At 72.9% G+C, this 17674-nt stretch carries 15 protein-coding genes; 9 read left to right on the top strand and 6 right to left on the bottom strand.

What is annotated here, in order from left to right; translation table 11 throughout:
- Positions 1-5: 5 nt before the first annotated feature.
- From AC3YO9_RS07425 to AC3YO9_RS07450, 6 genes are all read left to right on the top strand, one after another.
- The gene (locus AC3YO9_RS07425; RefSeq protein ID WP_489983436.1) at positions 6-815 is read left to right on the top strand and encodes a 2-keto-4-pentenoate hydratase; all 810 of its coding nucleotides are present in this window, start codon (positions 6-8) and stop codon (positions 813-815) included.
- Positions 815-1771, top strand: coding sequence for an acetaldehyde dehydrogenase (acetylating) (locus AC3YO9_RS07430; RefSeq protein ID WP_489982721.1), 957 nt, complete (start codon positions 815-817; stop codon positions 1769-1771). Before AC3YO9_RS07425 ends, AC3YO9_RS07430 begins: the two co-directional genes overlap by 1 nt.
- On the top strand, positions 1768-2826 hold the full coding sequence (gene dmpG, locus AC3YO9_RS07435) for a 4-hydroxy-2-oxovalerate aldolase (protein ID WP_127783633.1): 1059 nt from the start codon (positions 1768-1770) through the stop codon (positions 2824-2826). Before AC3YO9_RS07430 ends, dmpG begins: the two co-directional genes overlap by 4 nt.
- 135 nt (positions 2827-2961) lie before the next feature.
- Positions 2962-3357 (top strand): hypothetical protein, encoded by a 396-nt coding sequence (locus AC3YO9_RS07440; RefSeq protein ID WP_489982722.1) that lies wholly within the window; start codon positions 2962-2964, stop codon positions 3355-3357.
- Between the two features lie 210 nt (positions 3358-3567).
- Positions 3568-4224, top strand: a complete 657-nt coding sequence (locus AC3YO9_RS07445) for a hypothetical protein (RefSeq protein WP_127783631.1) — start codon at positions 3568-3570, stop codon at positions 4222-4224.
- A gap of 1 nt (position 4225) precedes the next feature.
- Positions 4226-5998 (top strand): GMC family oxidoreductase N-terminal domain-containing protein, encoded by a 1773-nt coding sequence (locus AC3YO9_RS07450; RefSeq protein WP_127783630.1) that lies wholly within the window; start codon positions 4226-4228, stop codon positions 5996-5998.
- A gap of 38 nt (positions 5999-6036) precedes the next feature.
- Here the strand turns inward: AC3YO9_RS07450 and AC3YO9_RS07455 are convergent, their stop codons facing one another.
- A complete protein-coding gene (locus tag AC3YO9_RS07455; protein ID WP_489982723.1) occupies positions 6037-6717 on the bottom strand; it encodes a nitroreductase in 681 nt (226 codons plus the stop codon).
- Positions 6718-6809: 92 nt separating this feature from the next.
- Positions 6810-7841 (bottom strand): zinc-binding dehydrogenase, encoded by a 1032-nt coding sequence (locus AC3YO9_RS07460; RefSeq protein WP_489982724.1) that lies wholly within the window; start codon positions 7839-7841, stop codon positions 6810-6812.
- Positions 7842-7996: 155 nt separating this feature from the next.
- On the opposite strand from AC3YO9_RS07460, the gene AC3YO9_RS07465 reads away from it, so the two are divergent.
- The gene (locus tag AC3YO9_RS07465) at positions 7997-9676 is read left to right on the top strand and encodes an ABC transporter ATP-binding protein (protein WP_489982725.1); all 1680 of its coding nucleotides are present in this window, start codon (positions 7997-7999) and stop codon (positions 9674-9676) included.
- Positions 9673-11415, top strand: a complete 1743-nt coding sequence (locus tag AC3YO9_RS07470; protein WP_489982726.1) for an ABC transporter ATP-binding protein — start codon at positions 9673-9675, stop codon at positions 11413-11415. The genes AC3YO9_RS07465 and AC3YO9_RS07470 overlap by 4 nt, the downstream gene beginning before the upstream one ends.
- Positions 11416-11418: 3 nt before the next feature.
- Here the strand turns inward: AC3YO9_RS07470 and AC3YO9_RS07475 are convergent, their stop codons facing one another.
- The 4 genes from AC3YO9_RS07475 to AC3YO9_RS07490 all read right to left on the bottom strand — a co-directional run bounded on the left by AC3YO9_RS07475 (position 11419) and on the right by AC3YO9_RS07490 (position 15396).
- On the bottom strand, positions 11419-12234 hold the full coding sequence (locus AC3YO9_RS07475; protein WP_127783627.1) for an ABC transporter ATP-binding protein: 816 nt from the start codon (positions 12232-12234) through the stop codon (positions 11419-11421).
- Positions 12231-13196, bottom strand: a complete 966-nt coding sequence (locus AC3YO9_RS07480; protein ID WP_127784863.1) for an iron chelate uptake ABC transporter family permease subunit — start codon at positions 13194-13196, stop codon at positions 12231-12233. The genes AC3YO9_RS07475 and AC3YO9_RS07480 overlap by 4 nt, the downstream gene beginning before the upstream one ends.
- Positions 13197-13312: 116 nt before the next feature.
- Complete coding sequence (locus tag AC3YO9_RS07485; RefSeq protein ID WP_489982727.1) at positions 13313-14356, bottom strand: FecCD family ABC transporter permease; 1044 nt, start codon at positions 14354-14356, stop codon at positions 13313-13315.
- On the bottom strand, positions 14353-15396 hold the full coding sequence (locus AC3YO9_RS07490; RefSeq protein ID WP_489982728.1) for an iron-siderophore ABC transporter substrate-binding protein: 1044 nt from the start codon (positions 15394-15396) through the stop codon (positions 14353-14355). Before AC3YO9_RS07490 ends, AC3YO9_RS07485 begins: the two co-directional genes overlap by 4 nt.
- A 318-nt stretch (positions 15397-15714) precedes the next feature.
- On the opposite strand from AC3YO9_RS07490, the gene AC3YO9_RS07495 reads away from it, so the two are divergent.
- Positions 15715-17646, top strand: a complete 1932-nt coding sequence (locus AC3YO9_RS07495; RefSeq protein ID WP_489982729.1) for a DUF8017 domain-containing protein — start codon at positions 15715-15717, stop codon at positions 17644-17646.
- Positions 17647-17674: the final 28 nt, after the last annotated feature.

The raw sequence follows: 17674 nt of genomic DNA on the forward strand, positions 1-17674 counted from the left end.
CGGACATCGCCGCCGAGACGGTCGCCGCCGCTGCTGACCGCCTGGTGCAGGCGCACTTCAGCGGAGTGGCCTGCGCCCCCATCCGCGACCTGATCGGCCGCGACGACGTCGCCGCCGCCTACCAGGTGCAGGAGCGGCTCAACGCCGCCCGCACCGACCGCGGCGCCCGGGTGATCGGCCGCAAGATCGGGGCCACGTCGGAGGCTGTGCAGACCCAGCTCGGCGTCGACCAGCCCGACTTCGGGGTGCTCTTCGACGACATGGGCTTCGCCGACGGCGAGGAGATCCCCATCAACCGGCTGATCCAGCCCAAGGCCGAGGCCGAGGTCGCCTTCGTGCTCAGCGAGGACCTCGGCGAGGGGCCGCTGGACGCCGCACAGGTGCGTGGCGCCATCGCCTACGCCGTCGCCGCGCTGGAGATCGTGGACAGCCGCATCACCAACTGGGACATCTCCTTCGGCGACACCGTGGCCGACAACGCCTCCTCCGGCCTGTACGTGCTGGGCTCCGAGCACCGCACGCTCGCAGAGGTGGAGCCGGTGGACGTCACCATGTCCATGAGCATCGACGGCGAGGAGGTCTCCACCGGCAACGGCGCGGCCTGCCTGGGCGACCCGCTCACCGCGGTGGCGTGGCTGGCCCACCAGGCCCGCACCTTCGGCGAGCCGCTGCGCGCCGGCCAGGTCATCCTCTCCGGTGCCCTCGGCCCCATGCGGCCGGTCGCCGCGGGGTCCGTCGTCACCGCCACCATCTCCGGCCTGGGCACCGTCACCGCCCGGTTCGGCAACCAGTCCACCACCGAGGAGAACCACTGATGAGCGAGAAGAAGACCAAGGTCGCCATCATCGGGTCGGGCAACATCGGCACCGACCTGATGATCAAGGTGATGCGGCACTCCCAGCACCTGGAGATGGGCGCGATGGTCGGCATCGACCCCGACTCCGACGGCCTGGCCCGCGCCAAGCGGATGAAGGTCCCCACCACCCACGAGGGCGTCGACGGCCTCATGGCCATGGACAACTTCGACGAGATCGAGATCGTCTTCGACGCCACCTCGGCCAAGGCGCACATCGCCAACGACGCCAAGCTGCGTCCGCTGGGCAAGCGGATGATCGACCTCACCCCGGCGGCCATCGGCCCGTTCCTGGTGCCGGCGGTCAACATCGACGAGCACATCGACGAGCCGAACGTGAACATGGTGACCTGCGGCGGGCAGGCGACCATCCCGATCGTCGCCGCCGTCTCCCGCGTGGTCCCGGTGGAGTACGCCGAGATCGTCGCCTCCATCGCGTCCAAGTCGGCCGGTCCGGGCACTCGCGCCAACATCGACGAGTTCACCGAGACCACCTCGCACGCCATCGTCAAGGTCGGCAAGGCCAAGCGGGGCAAGGCGATCATCATCCTCAACCCGGCCGAGCCGCCGCTGATCATGCGCGACACCGTGTTCTGCCTGGTCTCCGCGCCGGACGAGTCGGTGCACGAGCAGATCCGCGCCTCCATCGAGAAGATGGTCGGCGACGTCGCCGCCTACGTGCCCGGCTACCGCCTCAAGCAGAAGGTGCAGATCTCGGAGATCCCGGCCGACCAGCCGGTGGAGACGCTGCTCGCCGAGGGTGAGACCGACCGGCCCACCCACCAGGTGTCGGTGTTCCTCGAGGTCGAGGGCGCCGCGCACTACCTCCCGGCCTACGCCGGCAACCTCGACATCATGACCTCGGCCGGCGTTCAGGTCGCCGAGCGGATCGCGCAGAAGAAGGAGACCGCTCGATGAGCGCCGACCAGAGCACCTCCGACCAGCCCGCGGGCGCCGAGATCTTCGTCCAGGACGTCACCCTGCGCGACGGCATGCACGCCGTGCGGCACCGCATCAAGCCCTCCGACGTCAAGCGGATCGTCTCCGCCCTCGAGGCGGCCGGCGTGGACGCCATCGAGGTGGCCCACGGCGACGGCCTCGCCGGCGGCTCGGTGAACTACGGCCCCGGGTCCAACACCGACTGGGAGTGGATCGAGGCCGCTGCCGAGGTGATCGACAAGGCCCGGCTCACCACCCTGCTGCTGCCCGGCGTCGGCACCATCGAGGAGCTCAAGCACGCCTACAGCCTGGGGGTGCGCTCGGTGCGGGTGGCCACCCACTGCACCGAGGCCGACGTCTCGGCGCAGCACATCGCCACCGCCCGCGAGATGGGCATGGACGTCTCCGGCTTCCTGATGATGAGCCACATGGCCCCCGCCGAGGAGCTGGCCAAGCAGGCCAAGCTGATGGAGTCCTACGGCGCGCACTGCGTGTACGTCACCGACTCCGGTGGCCGGCTCACCCTCAAGGGCGTCGAGGAGCGCGTGCAGGCCTACCGCGAGGTGCTCGACGCCGGCACCGAGATCGGCATCCACGCGCACGAGAACCTCTCGCTGTCGGTGGCCAACTCCGTGGTGGCCGTGGAGAACGGCGTCTACCGGGTGGACGCCTCGCTGGCCGGGCACGGCGCCGGGGCGGGCAACTGCCCCATCGAGGCGTTCATCGCCGTGGCCGACATCTACGGCTACCAGCACCGCTGCGACGTCTTCGCGCTGCAGGACGCCGCCGACGACATCGTCCGTCCGTTGCAGGACCGGCCGGTGCGGGTGGACCGCGAGACGCTGACCCTGGGCTACGCCGGGGTGTACTCCAGCTTCCTGCGCCACGCCGAGACCGCGTCGGAGCGCTACGGCATCGACGTGCGCACCATCCTGATGGAGGCCGGCCGGCGCCGGCTGGTCGGCGGCCAGGAGGACATGATCGTGGACATCGCGCTCAACCTCTCCGCAGAGCGCGACGCCCAGGCCAGCTGACCCACTCGCTCGACCCCGCACCACGTTCGTCCCCCACCACGCCGCACCGGAGCTTCTCGGTGCGGCGTGGTGTGCGTCGTGGACGGGCTCGCCCCTGCCCGTCGCGCTGCACGGCGGGCAGGGGATGCTGGGGGCGTGCAACTCTCCCAGCCTGAGCTGACCGCGGCCCTGACCGGCGCCGCCAAGACGGTGCTGGCCAGCCAGCGCAAGGACGTCCGGCGCGGCAAGGTCGACGTCGACACCGCGTGGGAGGAGATCGAGCCCTACCGGCGCTTCCAGCTGCTGGAGTCGCTGGGGGAGCAGCTGCTGCCGGTGCTTGCCGCGCTGCCCGAGGTCCCCGTGCCGGTGGGCACGCGTCCGTCGTGGACCACCGCTCAGGTGACCGACGCCGTGGAGGGCTTGTTCACCGAGGACGTGGGCCGGCTGCGCCGCAGGGTGCTGGTGCGGGCCCGCGTGGCCCTGGTGCAGGCCGCCGTGGCCAGCCTCCCGCCGCGGCCGGACCCGAAGCGGCTCGACGACCTGCAGCGCTAGCCCAGCACCACTGCTTCTCCCATTGTTTTAGGCACACAATGGTGAGTTCTGACTGGGACAATCAAGCACTCTACGTAGTAAATAACTGCGCTGCGTTTCCACATCGGTACAAATACTCCTTTGTGCCGCGCGCCGGTTCGATCTCTCGTATTGTTCGGCGACCGAGGGGTTTTGAACCGCAGGGGGTGGAGCGTGGAAACACAAGACGCAATGGTGAGCCGACGGCGATTCGTCGCCGGAATGGCGGCGACCGGTGCGGCGCTGACCAGCGTGGGGTGGATCTTCTCCGGCGCGGAGGCCGCCGCGTACCCGCTGGAGCCGGCAGTGCGGGACACCACCAACGCCATTCTCGCCTTCGTGGTGCCGGGCAACGACCGGTACTCCCAGCACCAGGGCATGGCCACCGATCGCCCCGGAGGGGTCACCCCGGGCACGGCGGCCTCGCTCGAGCTGACCTTCAACGAGGCCATCCCCGAGCCGATCAAGGGGCTGCTCGGGATCGAGGAGACCGGGTCCATCGCCATCGCCGCGCTGGTCAACCTGTTCACGGTGACGGCGTTTCCCCAGTCCATCCACGGACCGTTCGCCGCGCCCTTCGCCAACCTGAGCCACCAGGCCAAGGCGCACGTGTTCGAGCTGCTGGACACCGACCCGCGGCTGCCGGGGCTGCCCATCGAGTTCGCCATCAACGCCATCCCCACGCTGGCCGCCTTCGCGGCGTTCTCGGAGCACTCGGCGTTCGACCGCCAGCGCCGCGTCCTCACCGGCCGTCCGGTGGGGTGGGAGCTGACCAAGTACCGGGGCGTGAGCAACGGTCGCAATGAATTTCTCGGCTACTACCGCGGCGTCGACCGCGTGGAGGACTGACATGACCGACGTGATCGTCATCGGCTCCGGCGGCGGCGGCCCCGTGGTGGCCAAGGAGCTCGCCGCTCGCGGGCTCGACGTGCTGGTGATCGAGGCCGGGCCGCGCTACGCCGACCCGGAGAAGGAGTGGACGCACTTCGAGGACGACGCCAACAACCCCATCACCGGGTTCCTCCGACAGGGCCCGGGCGACCGGTCCAAGGGACCCTGGCTGCGGGACCTCCCGCAGAACTCCTGGGTGTGGCAGGTGGCCGCCGTGGGTGGCACCACGCTGCACTTCTTCGGCAACTCACCGCGCGCGGCCCCTGGGGCGTTCCTCGGCTACGACGGCGCCGACCGCGACATGTACGACACCGCTCACCTGTTTCCCTTCGGGTACGAGGAGCTGCGCCGCTACTACGAGTGGGTGGAAGCCACCCTCCCCGTCCAGACCGCACCCATGGGCGCGAAGGAGGAGATCTTCCTGCGCGGCGCCGCCGCCATCGGGCTGCCGCACCAGACCACCCTGGACACCACCGGGCCGTCCCACCGCGCCCAGCAGAACGCGATCCTGCAGCCCGGGGGCACCGCGGGACGCACCGACGACGACGCGCGGCTGCACTACCCCGAGGCGCAGGGGTGCACCATGTGCGGTCACTGCTACCAGGGCTGCTACCTGCCGCTCGGGGCACCACGCAACCTCAAGGCCCGGCGCTCGACCGACAACTCCTACGTCCCGATGATGCTCACCGCCGACGCGTGGTCACCGACCGGCAAGCCGGTCACCCTGGTGACCGACGCCATGGTCACCCAGATCCTCTCGCACGACGTCTGGGGCCAGCGCACCGCGCACGGCGTGCGGTTCCGCACCACCGACGGGGTGTTCCACGAGGCGCAGGCGAAGGTGGTGGTGCTGGCGGCGGGCGCCCTCGAGTCGCCCCGGTTGTGGTTCAACTCCGGGCTGCCCAACCCCAACGACTGGGTGGGCCGGGGCCTGACCGACCACCACCTGGACGGCGTGGCCGGGGTGTTCGACGAGTACACCGGCCAGACCGGGGGAGCCGGGTCCAACGCCCGGGTCGACCTGCCCGGGTACGGGGGGATCGAGCAGGTGGCGCTGCCGCCCGCGCTGCAGGCGTACTCGGCGAACTACAGCGACTCCGGGATCCACGGCTACGGCCGGGCCGGTGGTGTGGTCGGCTCGGCCGGGGCAGACACGATGGGCCGGCTCGTCGGCCACGACCTGCTCAACACCCTCTCCGACGCCGACCGCACGCTGTGGGCGCTGGTGATCACCGATGACGACGTCGAGCCCGGCAACCGGGTGACGGTGCCCGGGTTCCTGCCCCCGGACGACGGCGGTTGGGTCCCGCGGCTCACCATCAACCACCGCGCCCGCTCGGCCCGCACCCGGCGCAACCGCGAGCACTGCACGCGGACGGCCGTCGAGCTGATGCGGGCAGCGGGGGCCAAGTCGGTGCACCGCTCCGACTGGCCGCCGCTGATCCTGCACGTGCAGTCGAGCATGCGCATGGGGATCAGCCACCAGGACTCCGTGCTGGACTCCGACGCCGAGGCCCGCTGGGTGAAGAGCCTCTACATCACCGACAACTCGGCCCTGGCGAACAGCCTCGGTGGTCCCAACCCCACTCTGACCACGCAGGCCATCGCCACCCGCACGGCGGAGAAGATCTTCGCCAAGCACTTCGGCGGCGACTCGTGGGTGGGCAAGGAGAACCCGGTCTCCTCGATCGACGACCGGGTCACCCAGGCAGTGGTGCAGCGGGGGATCTGACTCGGTCGCCGCGGTCACCTTCCTGCGCCGCACGGGCGTCAGCGCAGGAAGGTGACCGCCTGGTCGAGCTCGGCGCGGTCGGTGCGGAAGGAGTTGGCCGGGTGCGCAGGGTCGGCGTAGCCGAAGGACACCGCGCACACCACCGAGCGGTCGTCGCCGAGGTCGAGGAAGTCGTGCACGAAGTCGGAGTACAGCGCGATGGCGGCCTGGGCGATGGTGGCCACCCCGAGGCTCTGGGCCACGGTGAGCAGGGTGGCGACGTAGCCGCCGCAGTCCACGGCGCCGTAGGTGCCGAGCGCGCGGGGACTGCTGATCACCGCCACGTGCGGGGCGCCGAAGAACCGGAAGTTCTCCGCGCCCTGGCGCATCCGGCCCTCCGGGTCGTCCCGGCCGATGCCCATGGCCTGGTACAGCCCGAACCCGGCGCTGCGGCGGCGCTCCAGGTAGGCGCCCTCGTAGCTCGCCGGCGGCTCCAGGTCGGGCTGCTGCGGGTGGGTCGCGGCCCACTCGGCGATGCCCTTGGCGAAGCGGCTGGTCTGCTCCCCGGAGCAGACGTGCACCTGCCAGGCCTGGGAGTTGCACCACGAGGCCGTGCGCTGGGCGCGGGTGAACATCGTCCGCATGGTCTCCTCGGGGACCTCCTCCGGCAGGAACCCGCGGCAGCTGTACCGGGCCGCGAGCACGTCGGCGACGGCATCGGCAGTATGTCGATCAGTCATGTGCTGAGTATGAGTGGCCGCCGCCGGGCAGGGGCGCGCGCTGCCTCCCAGTGGGACTGTCACCCAGCAAAGCTGTGTCTCAAGGGGATTGGTCAGGGAACGACGCGGACCTTGAGGGCCTCGCGGTTGGCCATGGCCGCGTAGCCCGTGGCGATCTCCGCCAGCGGCAGCTGTGCGTCGAAGACCCGGCCGGGCTCGATGGCGCCCTCGATGATGTCGGGCATGAGGGTGTTGATGTAGGCCCGGGCCGGGGCCACGCCGCCGGAGAGGGTGATGTTGCGGGCCATGGTGCCAAAGCCCATCGGCACCTCGGTGTACTGCGCGGCCCCCACCCGCCCCACGGCACCGCCGTCGCGCACCGCGTCCAGGGCCATCCCCAGCGACTCCGCCGTGCCCACGCACTCCAGCACCGCGTGGGTGCCGTCGCCGCCGGTCAGCTCCCGCACCAGCGCCACGCCCTCCTCGCCCCGTTCGGCCACCACGTCGGTGGCGCCGAGCTCGCGGCCCAGGGCGGTGCGGTCGGGGTGGTGGCCCATCAGGATGATCCGCTCCGCGCCGAGGCGCCTGGCCGCGAGCACCGCGCACAGCCCGACCGCGCCGTCCCCGATGACGGTGACCTGGGTGCGCGGGCCCACCCGGGCCGAGACCGCCGCGTGGTGGCCGGTGCAGAGCACGTCGGACAGCGTGAGCAGGGACGGCATCAGCGCGGAGTCGGCGGGCACGGGCAGGCGCACCAGGGTTCCCTGGGCCTGCGGGCAGCGCACCGCCTCGCCCTGCCCACCATCGCGGTGGTGACCCCAGTTGCCGCCGTGCCGGCACGAGGTCTGCAGGTTCTCCCGGCAGAAGTCGCAGGTGTTGTCCGCCCACATGAACGGGGCGACCACCAGGTCACCGCGCCGCAGCTCCAGCACCTCGGCGCCGACGTCGGCCACCACGCCGATGAACTCGTGTCCCATGCGCCGGCCGTGGTCGGTGCGGGGCAGCGAGCGGTAGGGCCACAGGTCGCTGCCGCAGATGCAGGAGTGCGCCACCTGCACCACCGCGTCGGTGGGTTCCTTGATCGACGAGTCGGGGACGTGCTCCACGCGGACGTCGCCGGCGCCGTACATCAGGGTTGCGCGCACGAGCGGCTCCTCTCGGGTGCGGCTCACACCGAGAGTACGACGAGCCGAGCGGCAGCGCCGTGGACCTGTGCGCCACCCCGGCCGACCGCGGCGCACCGGAGCGAAGACGCCTGGGGCCAGCGGAGATCGTGCCGCCGTTAGGCTAGCCTCACGCGGTGTCTCCTCCTGCCACTGCCGGGGCCCTGCTCCGCCGCGCGGTGCACCGCAACCGCCGCCCGCTCGCCGGCTCGGTCGCCCTGATCGCGGTGTGGCAGGTCTGCGAGGTCTTCGTCCCCGTCCTCATCGGCGTGGTCATCGACGCCGCCGTGGCCACCGGCGACGTGTCCCGCGCCCTGCTGTGGGGTGCCGTCCTCTGTGTGCACTTCGGGGTGCTCAGCACCTCCTACCGGCTGGGCTCGCGGATCGGCTTCCGGGCCACGCAGACCGAGGGGCACCGCCTGCGCACCGAGGTCTCCGCGCACGTGCTCGACGACCGGGGCGCGCGCACCGAGCAGCCGCCCGGCGACCTGCTCAGCGTCGCCACCGCGGACGCGGACATGGCCAGCGGGGTGCTGCAGCAGGTGACCTACGCCGTGGCCGCGGTGCTGGGGCTGGTGGTCACCGCGGTGGTGCTGGCCAGCATCGACCCGGTCCTGGCGGTGGTGGTGCTGGTGGGGGTCCCGCTGGTGCTGGCCTGCACCCAGCTGCTGGCCCCCGCCCTGGCCCGGCGCAGCGAGGTGCGCCAGGCCGCGTCCGGGCGAGCCATCGGCGTGGCCACCGACCTGGTGCAGGGGCTGCGCCCGCTCAAGGGCATCCGCGCCGAGGGCACCGCGCTGGCCCGCTACCAGCGGCAGAGCCGCGAGGCCGCGGGCGCCGCCGTCTCCGCCGCCCGCTGGGAGGGCGTGCTCTACGGCGTCACCGCCGGGCTCAGCGGCATCTTCCTGGCCGTGGTGGCCCTGCTGGCCGGCACCCGGGCCCTGGACGGCGAGCTGGGCGTCGGCGAGCTGATCGCCGTGGTGGGGCTGGCCCAGTTCATCGCCGAGCCGATGCGCACGCTGGCCTACCTCGTCGCCCAGGTCGCCAAGTCGAAGGCCTCGGCCGGTCGGATCGTGGCCGTGCTGGCGAGCCCGCACCTGGTGGTGTTCGGCGACCAGCCCGACGCCGACGGCCCGCTCGAGCTGCAGGAGGTGCACCACGGCCCGCTGCAGGCGCTGAGCCTGGTGGCCCGGCCCGGCGAGATCGTGGGCGTGGTGGCCGAGGACCCCGCCGACGCGGTGGCCATGATGACCCTGCTGCGCGGCGAGGCGGTGCCCGAGCGCGGCAGCGTGTGCCTGGGCGGGCAGCGGCTGACCGACCTGGGCGCCACGGCGGTGCGGCGGCGGCTGCTGGTCGCCGACCACCACGTCGACCTCTTCGAGGGAACCTTGGGCTCCAACGTCGACCCGCTGGGTCACCTCGACCCCGAGCAGCTGCGCGAGGTGCTCACCGCCTCGGCGGCCGACGACGTGGTGGACCACGCCCCGCTCGGCCTGGCCGAGCCGGTGGCCGTGGGCGGGACCACGCTCTCCGGCGGGCAGCGCCAGCGACTGGGCCTGGCCCGCGCCCTGGCCGGCGACGCCGACGTGCTGGTGCTGCACGACCCCACCACCGCGGTGGACGCCGTCACCGAGCTGCGCATCGGGCAGGCGCTCCGGGCGGTGCGCGCCGGGCGGACCACCGTGGTGCTCACCAGCAGCCCGGCCCTGCTCAGCCAGGCCGACCGGGTGCTGCACGTGCGCAGGGGCCGGGTGGTCGCCACCGGCACCCACCCCGAGCTCGTCCACCAGCAGGCCTACCGACAGGCGGTGCTGCGATGAGCGGCACGCTGCTGCCGATCGCCTCCGGGCGCGAGGCCTGGCGACTGGCCTGCGGGCTGCTCACCCAGCGCCGCGCCGCCCTGGTGGCCTGCCTGCTCGCCTTCGCCGCGGGCGGGCTGGCGGGGCTGGTCGGGCCGGTGCAGCTCGGTCGCATCGTGGACCTGGTCTCCTCCGGCGGCACCTCCGGGCAGCTGTCCGTCGCCGTGGCCTGGATCGCCGGCGCCGGGGTGGCCACCGGGGTGACCACCTGGCTGTCCAGCCTGCTGCTGGCCCGGGTGGCCGAGCCGGCCCTGGCCGAGCTGCGCGAGGAGGCCCTGGACCGGGCGCTGCGGCTGGACAGCGCGACGCTGGAGGAGGCGGGCTCGGGTGACCTGCTCTCCCGCATCGGCGACGACGTCCGGCTGGTGGCCGACTCCCTCACCACCGCGATCCCGCTGCTGGTCACCTCGGTGGTGGCCATCGTGTTCACCGCGGGCGGGCTGTTCACCCTGGACTGGCGCCTCGGGCTCGCCGGCCTGGCCATCCTGCCGTTCTACGCACTGGGGCTGCGCTGGTACCTGCCCCGCTCCGGGCCGTACTACCGGCGCGAGCGCGTCGCCAACGGGGAGCGGGCCGAGGCGTTCCTCACCGGCATGCACGCCAGCCGCACCCTGCGCGCCTTCGGCATCGCCGAGGCGCACCAGCAGAAGGTGGACGCGGCCTCCTGGCGGTCGGTGCAGATCTCCGTCGACGTCTACCGGCTGCTCACCCGCTTCGGCGCGCGCACCAACCGCTCCGAGCTGATCGGGCTGCTGCTGGTGCTGGGCACCGGCTTCGTGCTGGTGCGAGGCGGCTGGGGCACGGTGGGTGCGGCCACCGCGGCCGCGCTGTTCTTCCACCGGCTGTTCAACCCGATCGCCGCGGTGATCATGCTCTTCGACCAGGTGCAGTCGGCGGGAGCGTCGCTGACCCGGGTGGTGGGCCTGGCGCAGCTGCCCCCGCCGGCCGCCCGGGCGGGCCTGCTGGCCCCGGCGGACAGCACCGTCACCGTGCACCAGCTCGGCCACAGCTACACCCCGGGCCGGGCCGTGCTCGCCGACGTCACCCTCACCGTGCCCGCCGGCCAGCGAGTGGCCGTGGTGGGTGCGACCGGAGCGGGCAAGACCACCCTGGGTGCTGCGGTCGCGGGCCGGCTGCAGCCCACCTCGGGAGAGATCCGGGTGGGCGGCGTGCCGCTGGCGCAGGTGCAGCCGGACGGCCGTCCGACCGTGGCCCTGGTGAGCCAGGAGGTGCACGTCTTCACCGGCACCCTGCGCGACAACCTCACCCTGGCCGCCCCGGCCGCCGGCGACGAGCAGGTGTCGGCCGCGCTGGCCGAGGTGGGGGCCACCGGATGGGTGGCGGCGCTGCCGAGCGGGCTGGACACCGTGGTGGGCGACGGCGCCGCGGTGCTCACCCCCGCCCAGGCCCAGCAGGTGGCGCTGGCCCGGGTGGTGCTGGCCGACCCGCTGGTGGTGGTGCTGGACGAGGCCACCGCCGAGGCCGGCTCGGTGGGCGCCCGTGACCTGGAGCAGGCCGCGCTGGCCGCCACCCGCGGACGCACCTCGCTGACCATCGCCCACCGCCTCACCCAGGCCGTCTCGGCCGACCAGGTGGTGGTGCTCGACGACGGCCGGGTGGTGGAGACCGGCACCCACGCCGAGCTGGTGGAGGCCGGCGGGCCCTACGCCATCCTGTGGAAGGCGTGGTCGGGCACCTAGGCGCTAGTGGTGCGCCGCCGCGGTGACGTGGTGGCGCCCGATCGGCAGCATCAGCGGCTTGCCCGAGGTGGGGTCGGGGATCACCTGGCAGTCCAGGCCGAACACGGTGCGCACGCACTCCTCGGTGAGCACCTCGTTGGGCTCGCCGGCGGAGTGCAGCCGGCCCCCGGCGAGGGCGATGAGGTGGTCGGCGTAGCGGGCGCCCAGGTTGAGGTCGTGCAGCACCATCACGATGGTGGTGCCGCGGGAGCGGTTCAGGTCGGTGAGCAGGTCGAGGACCTCCACCTGGTGGCTGACGTCGAGGAACGTGGTGGGCTCGTCGAGCAGCAGCAGGTCGGTCTGCTGGGCCAGCGCCATGGCGATCCACACCCGCTGCCGCTGGCCGCCGGAGAGCTCGTCCACGGAGCGGTCGGCCAGCATCGCCGTCTGGGTGGCGTCCAGTGCGTCGGCGACGGCGGCGTCGTCCTCCTTGCTCCACCGGGAGAACAGGGACTGGTGCGGGTGGCGGCCGCGGCCGACGAGGTCGGCGACGGTGATGCCCTCGGGGGCGATCGGTGACTGGGGGAGCAGCCCCAGCGTGCGCGCCACCTCCTTGGCCGGCAGGCGGTGCAGCGACTTGCCGTCCAGCACCACCCGGCCCGCCTGCGGGGACAGCAGCCGCGACATCGACCGCAGCAGCGTGGACTTGCCGCACGCGTTGGCCCCGACGATCACGGTGATCTTGCCGGGCGGCACCAGCAGGTCGAGGGACTCGATGACCGTCCGGTCGCCGTAGCCGAGGGTGAGGTCCTCGACGGCGAGAGTGTGGGTAGTGGTCACAGGGAGCCTCCCGCGCGGTTGGTGCGGACGATGAGGTAGACGAGGTAGGGCGCACCGAGCACGCCGGTGACCACCCCCACCGGGAAGCGGGTGTCGAAGGCGAACTGGCCGCAGAAGTCGGCGACCAGCACCAGCAGGGCTCCGACGAGGGCGGCGGGCACCAGCAGCGACCCGCCGGGGCCCACCAGCCGGGCGGCGATGGGCCCGGAGAGGAAGGCGACGAAGGCGATGGGTCCGGCGGCCGAGGTGGCGAAGGCGATCAGGCCGACCGCGGCGATGATGACGACCAGGCGGGTGCGGTCCACCCGCACGCCCAGGGCCGAGGCGGTGTCGTCGCCCAGCTCGCTGGTGGTGAGGTTGCGGGCCTGGCCCAGCAGCACCGGGGCCAGCACCACCAGGGCGACGAGCACCGGCACCACCTGCGTCCAGGCCACGCCGTTGAGGCTGCCGGTCAGCCAGCGGGTGGCCAGCTGCAGGTCCCACTCGGCCGCGGTGGAGAGCACGTAGGCGGTCAGGCTGTCGAGCATCGCGGCAAGGCCGATGCCGATGAGGATCAGCCGGGTCCCGACCACGCCGTCCTTGAAGGACAGGACGTAGACCAGCAGCGCCACCCCGAGGCCGGCGACGATCGCGAAGATGGACACCTGCGTCTCGCCGAGGGACAGCGTGATGATGGCGAAGGCAGCCGCCGCGCTGGCCCCGGAGCTGATGCCGATGATGTCCGGGCTGGCCAGCGGGTTGCGCAGCATCGTCTGGAAGGTGACGCCACCCAGGCCGAAGCACAGTCCGGCCACCACGGCCAGCACCGCGCGCGGCAGCCGCAGCCGGCCGACGGTGAAGGTGGCGCCGGGCACCTGCTCGCCGCGGATCACCTGCCACACCTCGGCGGGCGGGTAGAAGGTGTCGCCGCACATCAGGCTGACGGCGAAGGCGGCCACGATCAGCGCGGCGAGCACCGCCATCACCAGCTGGCGCCGCCGGCCCCGCCGCCGCCGGCCCCGCGCGACCAGCACCGCCGTCGGGGTCGCCGGCTTCGGTGCCGGTGGCTTCGGGGCTGGGGTTGCCGCCGTCTGCACGCTCACAGGGCCCGCACCTTCTGTCGCCGGACGATGTAGATGAAGAACGGGGCGCCGATCAGCGCCGTCACGATGCCCACGTCGAGCTCGCCGGGGCGGGCGGCGATCCGGCCGACCACGTCGGCGGCGGTGAGCAGGGACGCACCGAGGAGCGCGCAGAACGGCAGCATCCAGCGGTGGTCCACCCCCACCAGCAGCCGGCAGGCGTGCGGCACGACGAGCCCGACGAACCCGATGGGCCCGGTCACGGCGGTGCAGGCGCCACACAGGACCACGGCCCCGACCGCGGCGAGCGCGCGCACCACGACGACGTTCTCGCCCAGCCCGGCGGCCAGGTCGTCACCCAGGGCCAGGGAGTTGAGCCCGCGGGCGGAGAGCAGGCAGAGGGCGAAGCCCACGAGCAGGAACGGCAGGATCTGCCCGATCTTGTCGTACGAGCCACCGCCGACGCCGCCGATCTGCCAGAGGCGAATGCCCCCGGCGATGTCGTTGCGGGGCAGGGTGATCGCGGTGACGAGCGAGGCGAGGGCGGCGGAGGTGGCGGCCCCGGCCAGGGCGAGCTTGAGCGGGGTGGCGCCACCGCGGCCCAGCGAGCCGACGGCGTAGACGAAGGTGGCCGCGACGGCGGCCCCGGCGATGGCGACCCAGATGTAGCTGGTGGGGGAGGTCAGGCCGAAGAAGGTGATGCCGAGGACCACGGTGAGCGAGGCACCCATGTTCACGCCCAGGATCCCGGGGTCGGCCAGCGGGTTGCGGGTGACGCCCTGCATGACGCCCCCGGACAGCCCGAGCGCGGCACCCACGATCAGCGCGAGCAGGGTGCGGGGAACCCGCTTGCTGACCGCGGCTTCCTCCAGGGTGGCCTCGCTCCCGCTGAGGCCGGCGAGGATGTCGCCCCAGCCGACCGTGCGCGAGCCGATGGCCACGGAGGCGAGCGCGACGGCCGCCAGCAGCACGATCGCGGCGAGCAGCCACAGGGTGCGCGCCGACGCCGGACGCCGCACGAGTGCGGCGTCCGGCGTCGGCAGAGGGTCGAGCTTCGTCACTTCACCTTGTCCGCGGCTGCGGCGAGGAGCTTGACGTAGTCCTCGAGCACCCAGGAGATGGCGAGCGGGGTCGGGTTCGCGGCGGTGGCCAGCGGGGTGCTGCCGGGCAGCAGGGTCACCGAGCCACGCTGGACGGCGGGGATCTTGGACAGCAGCGGGTCGCTCTGCAGCTGCTGCAGGAGCTTGCCGTCGGCGTCGCCGTAGCCGGTGATGATGTCGACGTCGTTGAAGAAGTCGATCTGCTCCGAGCTCTGCTTGAGCGAGAACTTCTTGGTGTCGGCCGAGGCCTTCGCGACGCTGGCCGGCGTGGTCAGCCCCAGGTCCTCGAAGAACAGGGTCCGGGTGTCGTGGGTGGTGTAGTAGCCGATCTGGCTCACGTCGCTGGGGTCGATGTGGGTGACGAACATGGCCGACTTGCCGGCGAGCTGCGGGTACTTGGCGACCGTGGTCTTGACCTGCTGCTGGATGTCGGCGATCAGCTTGTCGCCCTCAGCGGCCTTGCCCAGCGCCTTGCTGTTCAGCTTGATGATGTCCTGCCACGGCGTGGCCCAAGCGGCCTCGGGGTAGGCCACGACCGGGGCGATCTGGCTGAGGGTGTCGTAGTCCTGCTGCGTCAGGCCCGAGTACGACGCGAGGATGACGTCCGGCTTGGTGTCGGCCACCGCCGCGAAGTCGACGCCGTCGGTCTCGTCGAAGAGCACCGGGGTCGGCGCCTTGAGGTCGTCGAGCTTCTTCTTGACCCAGGGCAGCAGCCCGTCGGTGTCGTCGTCGCCGAAGTTGGCGGCGGCCATGCCGACCGGGACGATGCCGAGAGCCAGGGGAACCTCGTGGTTGGCCCAGTTGACCGTCGCCACCCGCTCGGGCTTCTTCTCGATGACCGTCTTCCCGAGCGCGTGCTCGATGGTCACCGGGGTCCAGGTGTCGCCGCTGGTGGTGCCGGCGTTGGCCTCGGTGTCGGTGGCCGAGGACGAGCAGGCGGCCAGCGTGGCCGTCAGCAGCGCGGCCACGGTGAGCGTGGCGAGGCGTTTGGCGCGGAACATGTGCGTCCTTTCGAAGGTGGTACCGGCGGCGGGTGTCCGCGCGCGCGTGCTGGAGCGAGGCTTCGGCGTGCCGGAGCACAGGTGGTGCAGGTGGGAGGACAACGCTGTCCGGTCCCGAACGTCGAACCGTCCAGTCTGGAGAGACCGCTCGGCACACACTAAGGCGAGGCTAACCATAGTGCCTGCTGGGGGTGGGTGGTGACGAGGCGCTCGCCCACGGGTCGGGGGCCGGGGGTGACGCGAGTCGTGCGGCTGCTCGGGCCGGTGCCTTCCGCGTGACAGCATGACGGTCACGCGGAACTCACTGGGAGACAAATGATGTGGCAGCTGGCTGTGGACCTGGGTGCAGACCGGACCAAGGCTGCGCTGGCCGGGCCGGGCGTCCCCCCGCGGGTGGTGGAGCTCGACGGGGCAGCGTCGATGCCCTCGGCGGTGTACGCCCACGAGGACGGCAGCCTGCTCACCGGCAGCGAGGCCCGGCACTGGGGCCAGCACGAGCCGGACCGCTACGAGGCGCACCCAGTGCTGCGGGCACCGGAGAGCGCCCTGGTGCTGGGCGGGCGACCGGTCCGGGTGGTCGACGCCCTCGCCGCGGTGCTGACCACGGTGGGCGAGGCGGTGCACCAGCTGGTTGACCAGCACCCCGGCCAGGTGCTGCTCGCGGTGCCCGCGTACTGGTCGGCGGCTCAGACGCAGGCCCTGCGCAGCGCCGTCGCCGCGACGCCGTGGGCGCGGGCGGACGTGCGGGTGGTCCCCTCGGTGCTGGCGGCGGCCGCGCACTGCCACCGAGCCGGGCTGGTCCCCACCGACCAGCCATTCGTGGTGCACGACGTGGGAGCCGGCGGGCTGAGCACGGCCGTGGTCGTGGTGGGTGCGGGCGGCCCGCGGCTGCTGGCGGCCGCCGGCGCGGGCGGCGTCGGGGGAGTGGGGGCGGACGCCCTGCTGGTGGAGCACGTGGGCGCTGCCGTCTCCGGCGAGCACCCGGCGGCGTGGCAGAGCCTGGTGCAGCCGCGTGACCTGCCCAGCCGCCGGTCGGCTCTGGCCCTGCGGCAGCGGGTGCGACTCGCCCGCGAGCAGCTCTCCGCCGAGTCGGTGACCGCCGTGGCGCTGCCACCGCCGTTCGCGAGCCTGCCGCTGAGCCGCGAGGAGCTCGACCACCTCCTGGCGCCGCAGCTGAGCCGGGGGCTGGACCTCCTCGGTGGTGCGCTGCAGCAGGCCGGGGTGGCGCCGAACGACCTGGCCGGCGTGGTCCTGCTGGGCGGCTTCGCCCGCACCCCCGGGGTCGCCGACTCCCTCGCCACCCGCTTCAGCGTGCTCGGCCACGGCGACACGAGCGCCACCGTGCTGGGCGCGTCCGTGGTGGCGCCCCCCGCTGCGTCAGCTCCTGTTGCGGCACCGCCGACTGGGTGGGCTGCGCCGACCGCGACCGCGACGCCTGCCCATCAGCCCGTGCCCACCAGCGGCAGCTCCCGCACGGCGCTGGTGGCCATCGCCTCGGCCGCCGCGCTGGTGGTGGTGCTGGTCGTCGCCGTCGTGGTGGTGGTGCTCAACCAGCCGGCGAGCGCGCCGGCCACCGCCCAGCCCACCAGCAGCACCCCCGCGCCCACCACCAGCAGCACCCCCTCGACCACCAGCACCGCTCCCGCCACCACCACCAGCACGCCGCCGACGACGACGTCCACCGCCGCCGCGGCACCGCCGCCGCTGGTGGCGGGCTGGCAGACGGTGGCCTCGTCCGACCGGGGTGCGGCCTACGACGTCCCGCCCGGCTGGAAGGTGGCCTCGGAGGACACCATCGGCGGCTTCGAGACCAAGAGCGGGGACCGGGTGGTGGGCAAGGGCTACACCTCCTTCGCCAGCGACTTCTGCGACCAGTTCACGTCCAAGGCCAACTCCGCGCTCACCGGCTCCGACCAGGCTGATCCCGCCGCCGCGGCTCTCCAGGTGGCCACCCGGTGGGCGACGGTGGCCTTCACCGACGACGCCGGGGTGGTGCCCCCGCTGGCACCCGGTGCCCCGCGGACGGTGGTGAGCCCGGCCGGCACCGGCTCGCTGGTGGAGGTGACCGCGCCGCTGGCCAAGAAGCAGGAGTGCTCGGCGCCGGCGGGGGCGATGTACGCCTACGCACTGCCCGGCTCGACCCCCGGGCGCGCCTTCGTGCTGGTGGTGCACGCCGCCCGGGGCGTGCCGGACGAGGTGAGTGCGGCGGTGGTGGAGCAGATCGCCACCACCGTGCGTCCGCTGGGCTGAGCGCTAAGGTCTGCTGCCGTGCAGGTGG

This window comes from Rhodococcus sp. Z6_132, assembly GCF_058133635.1.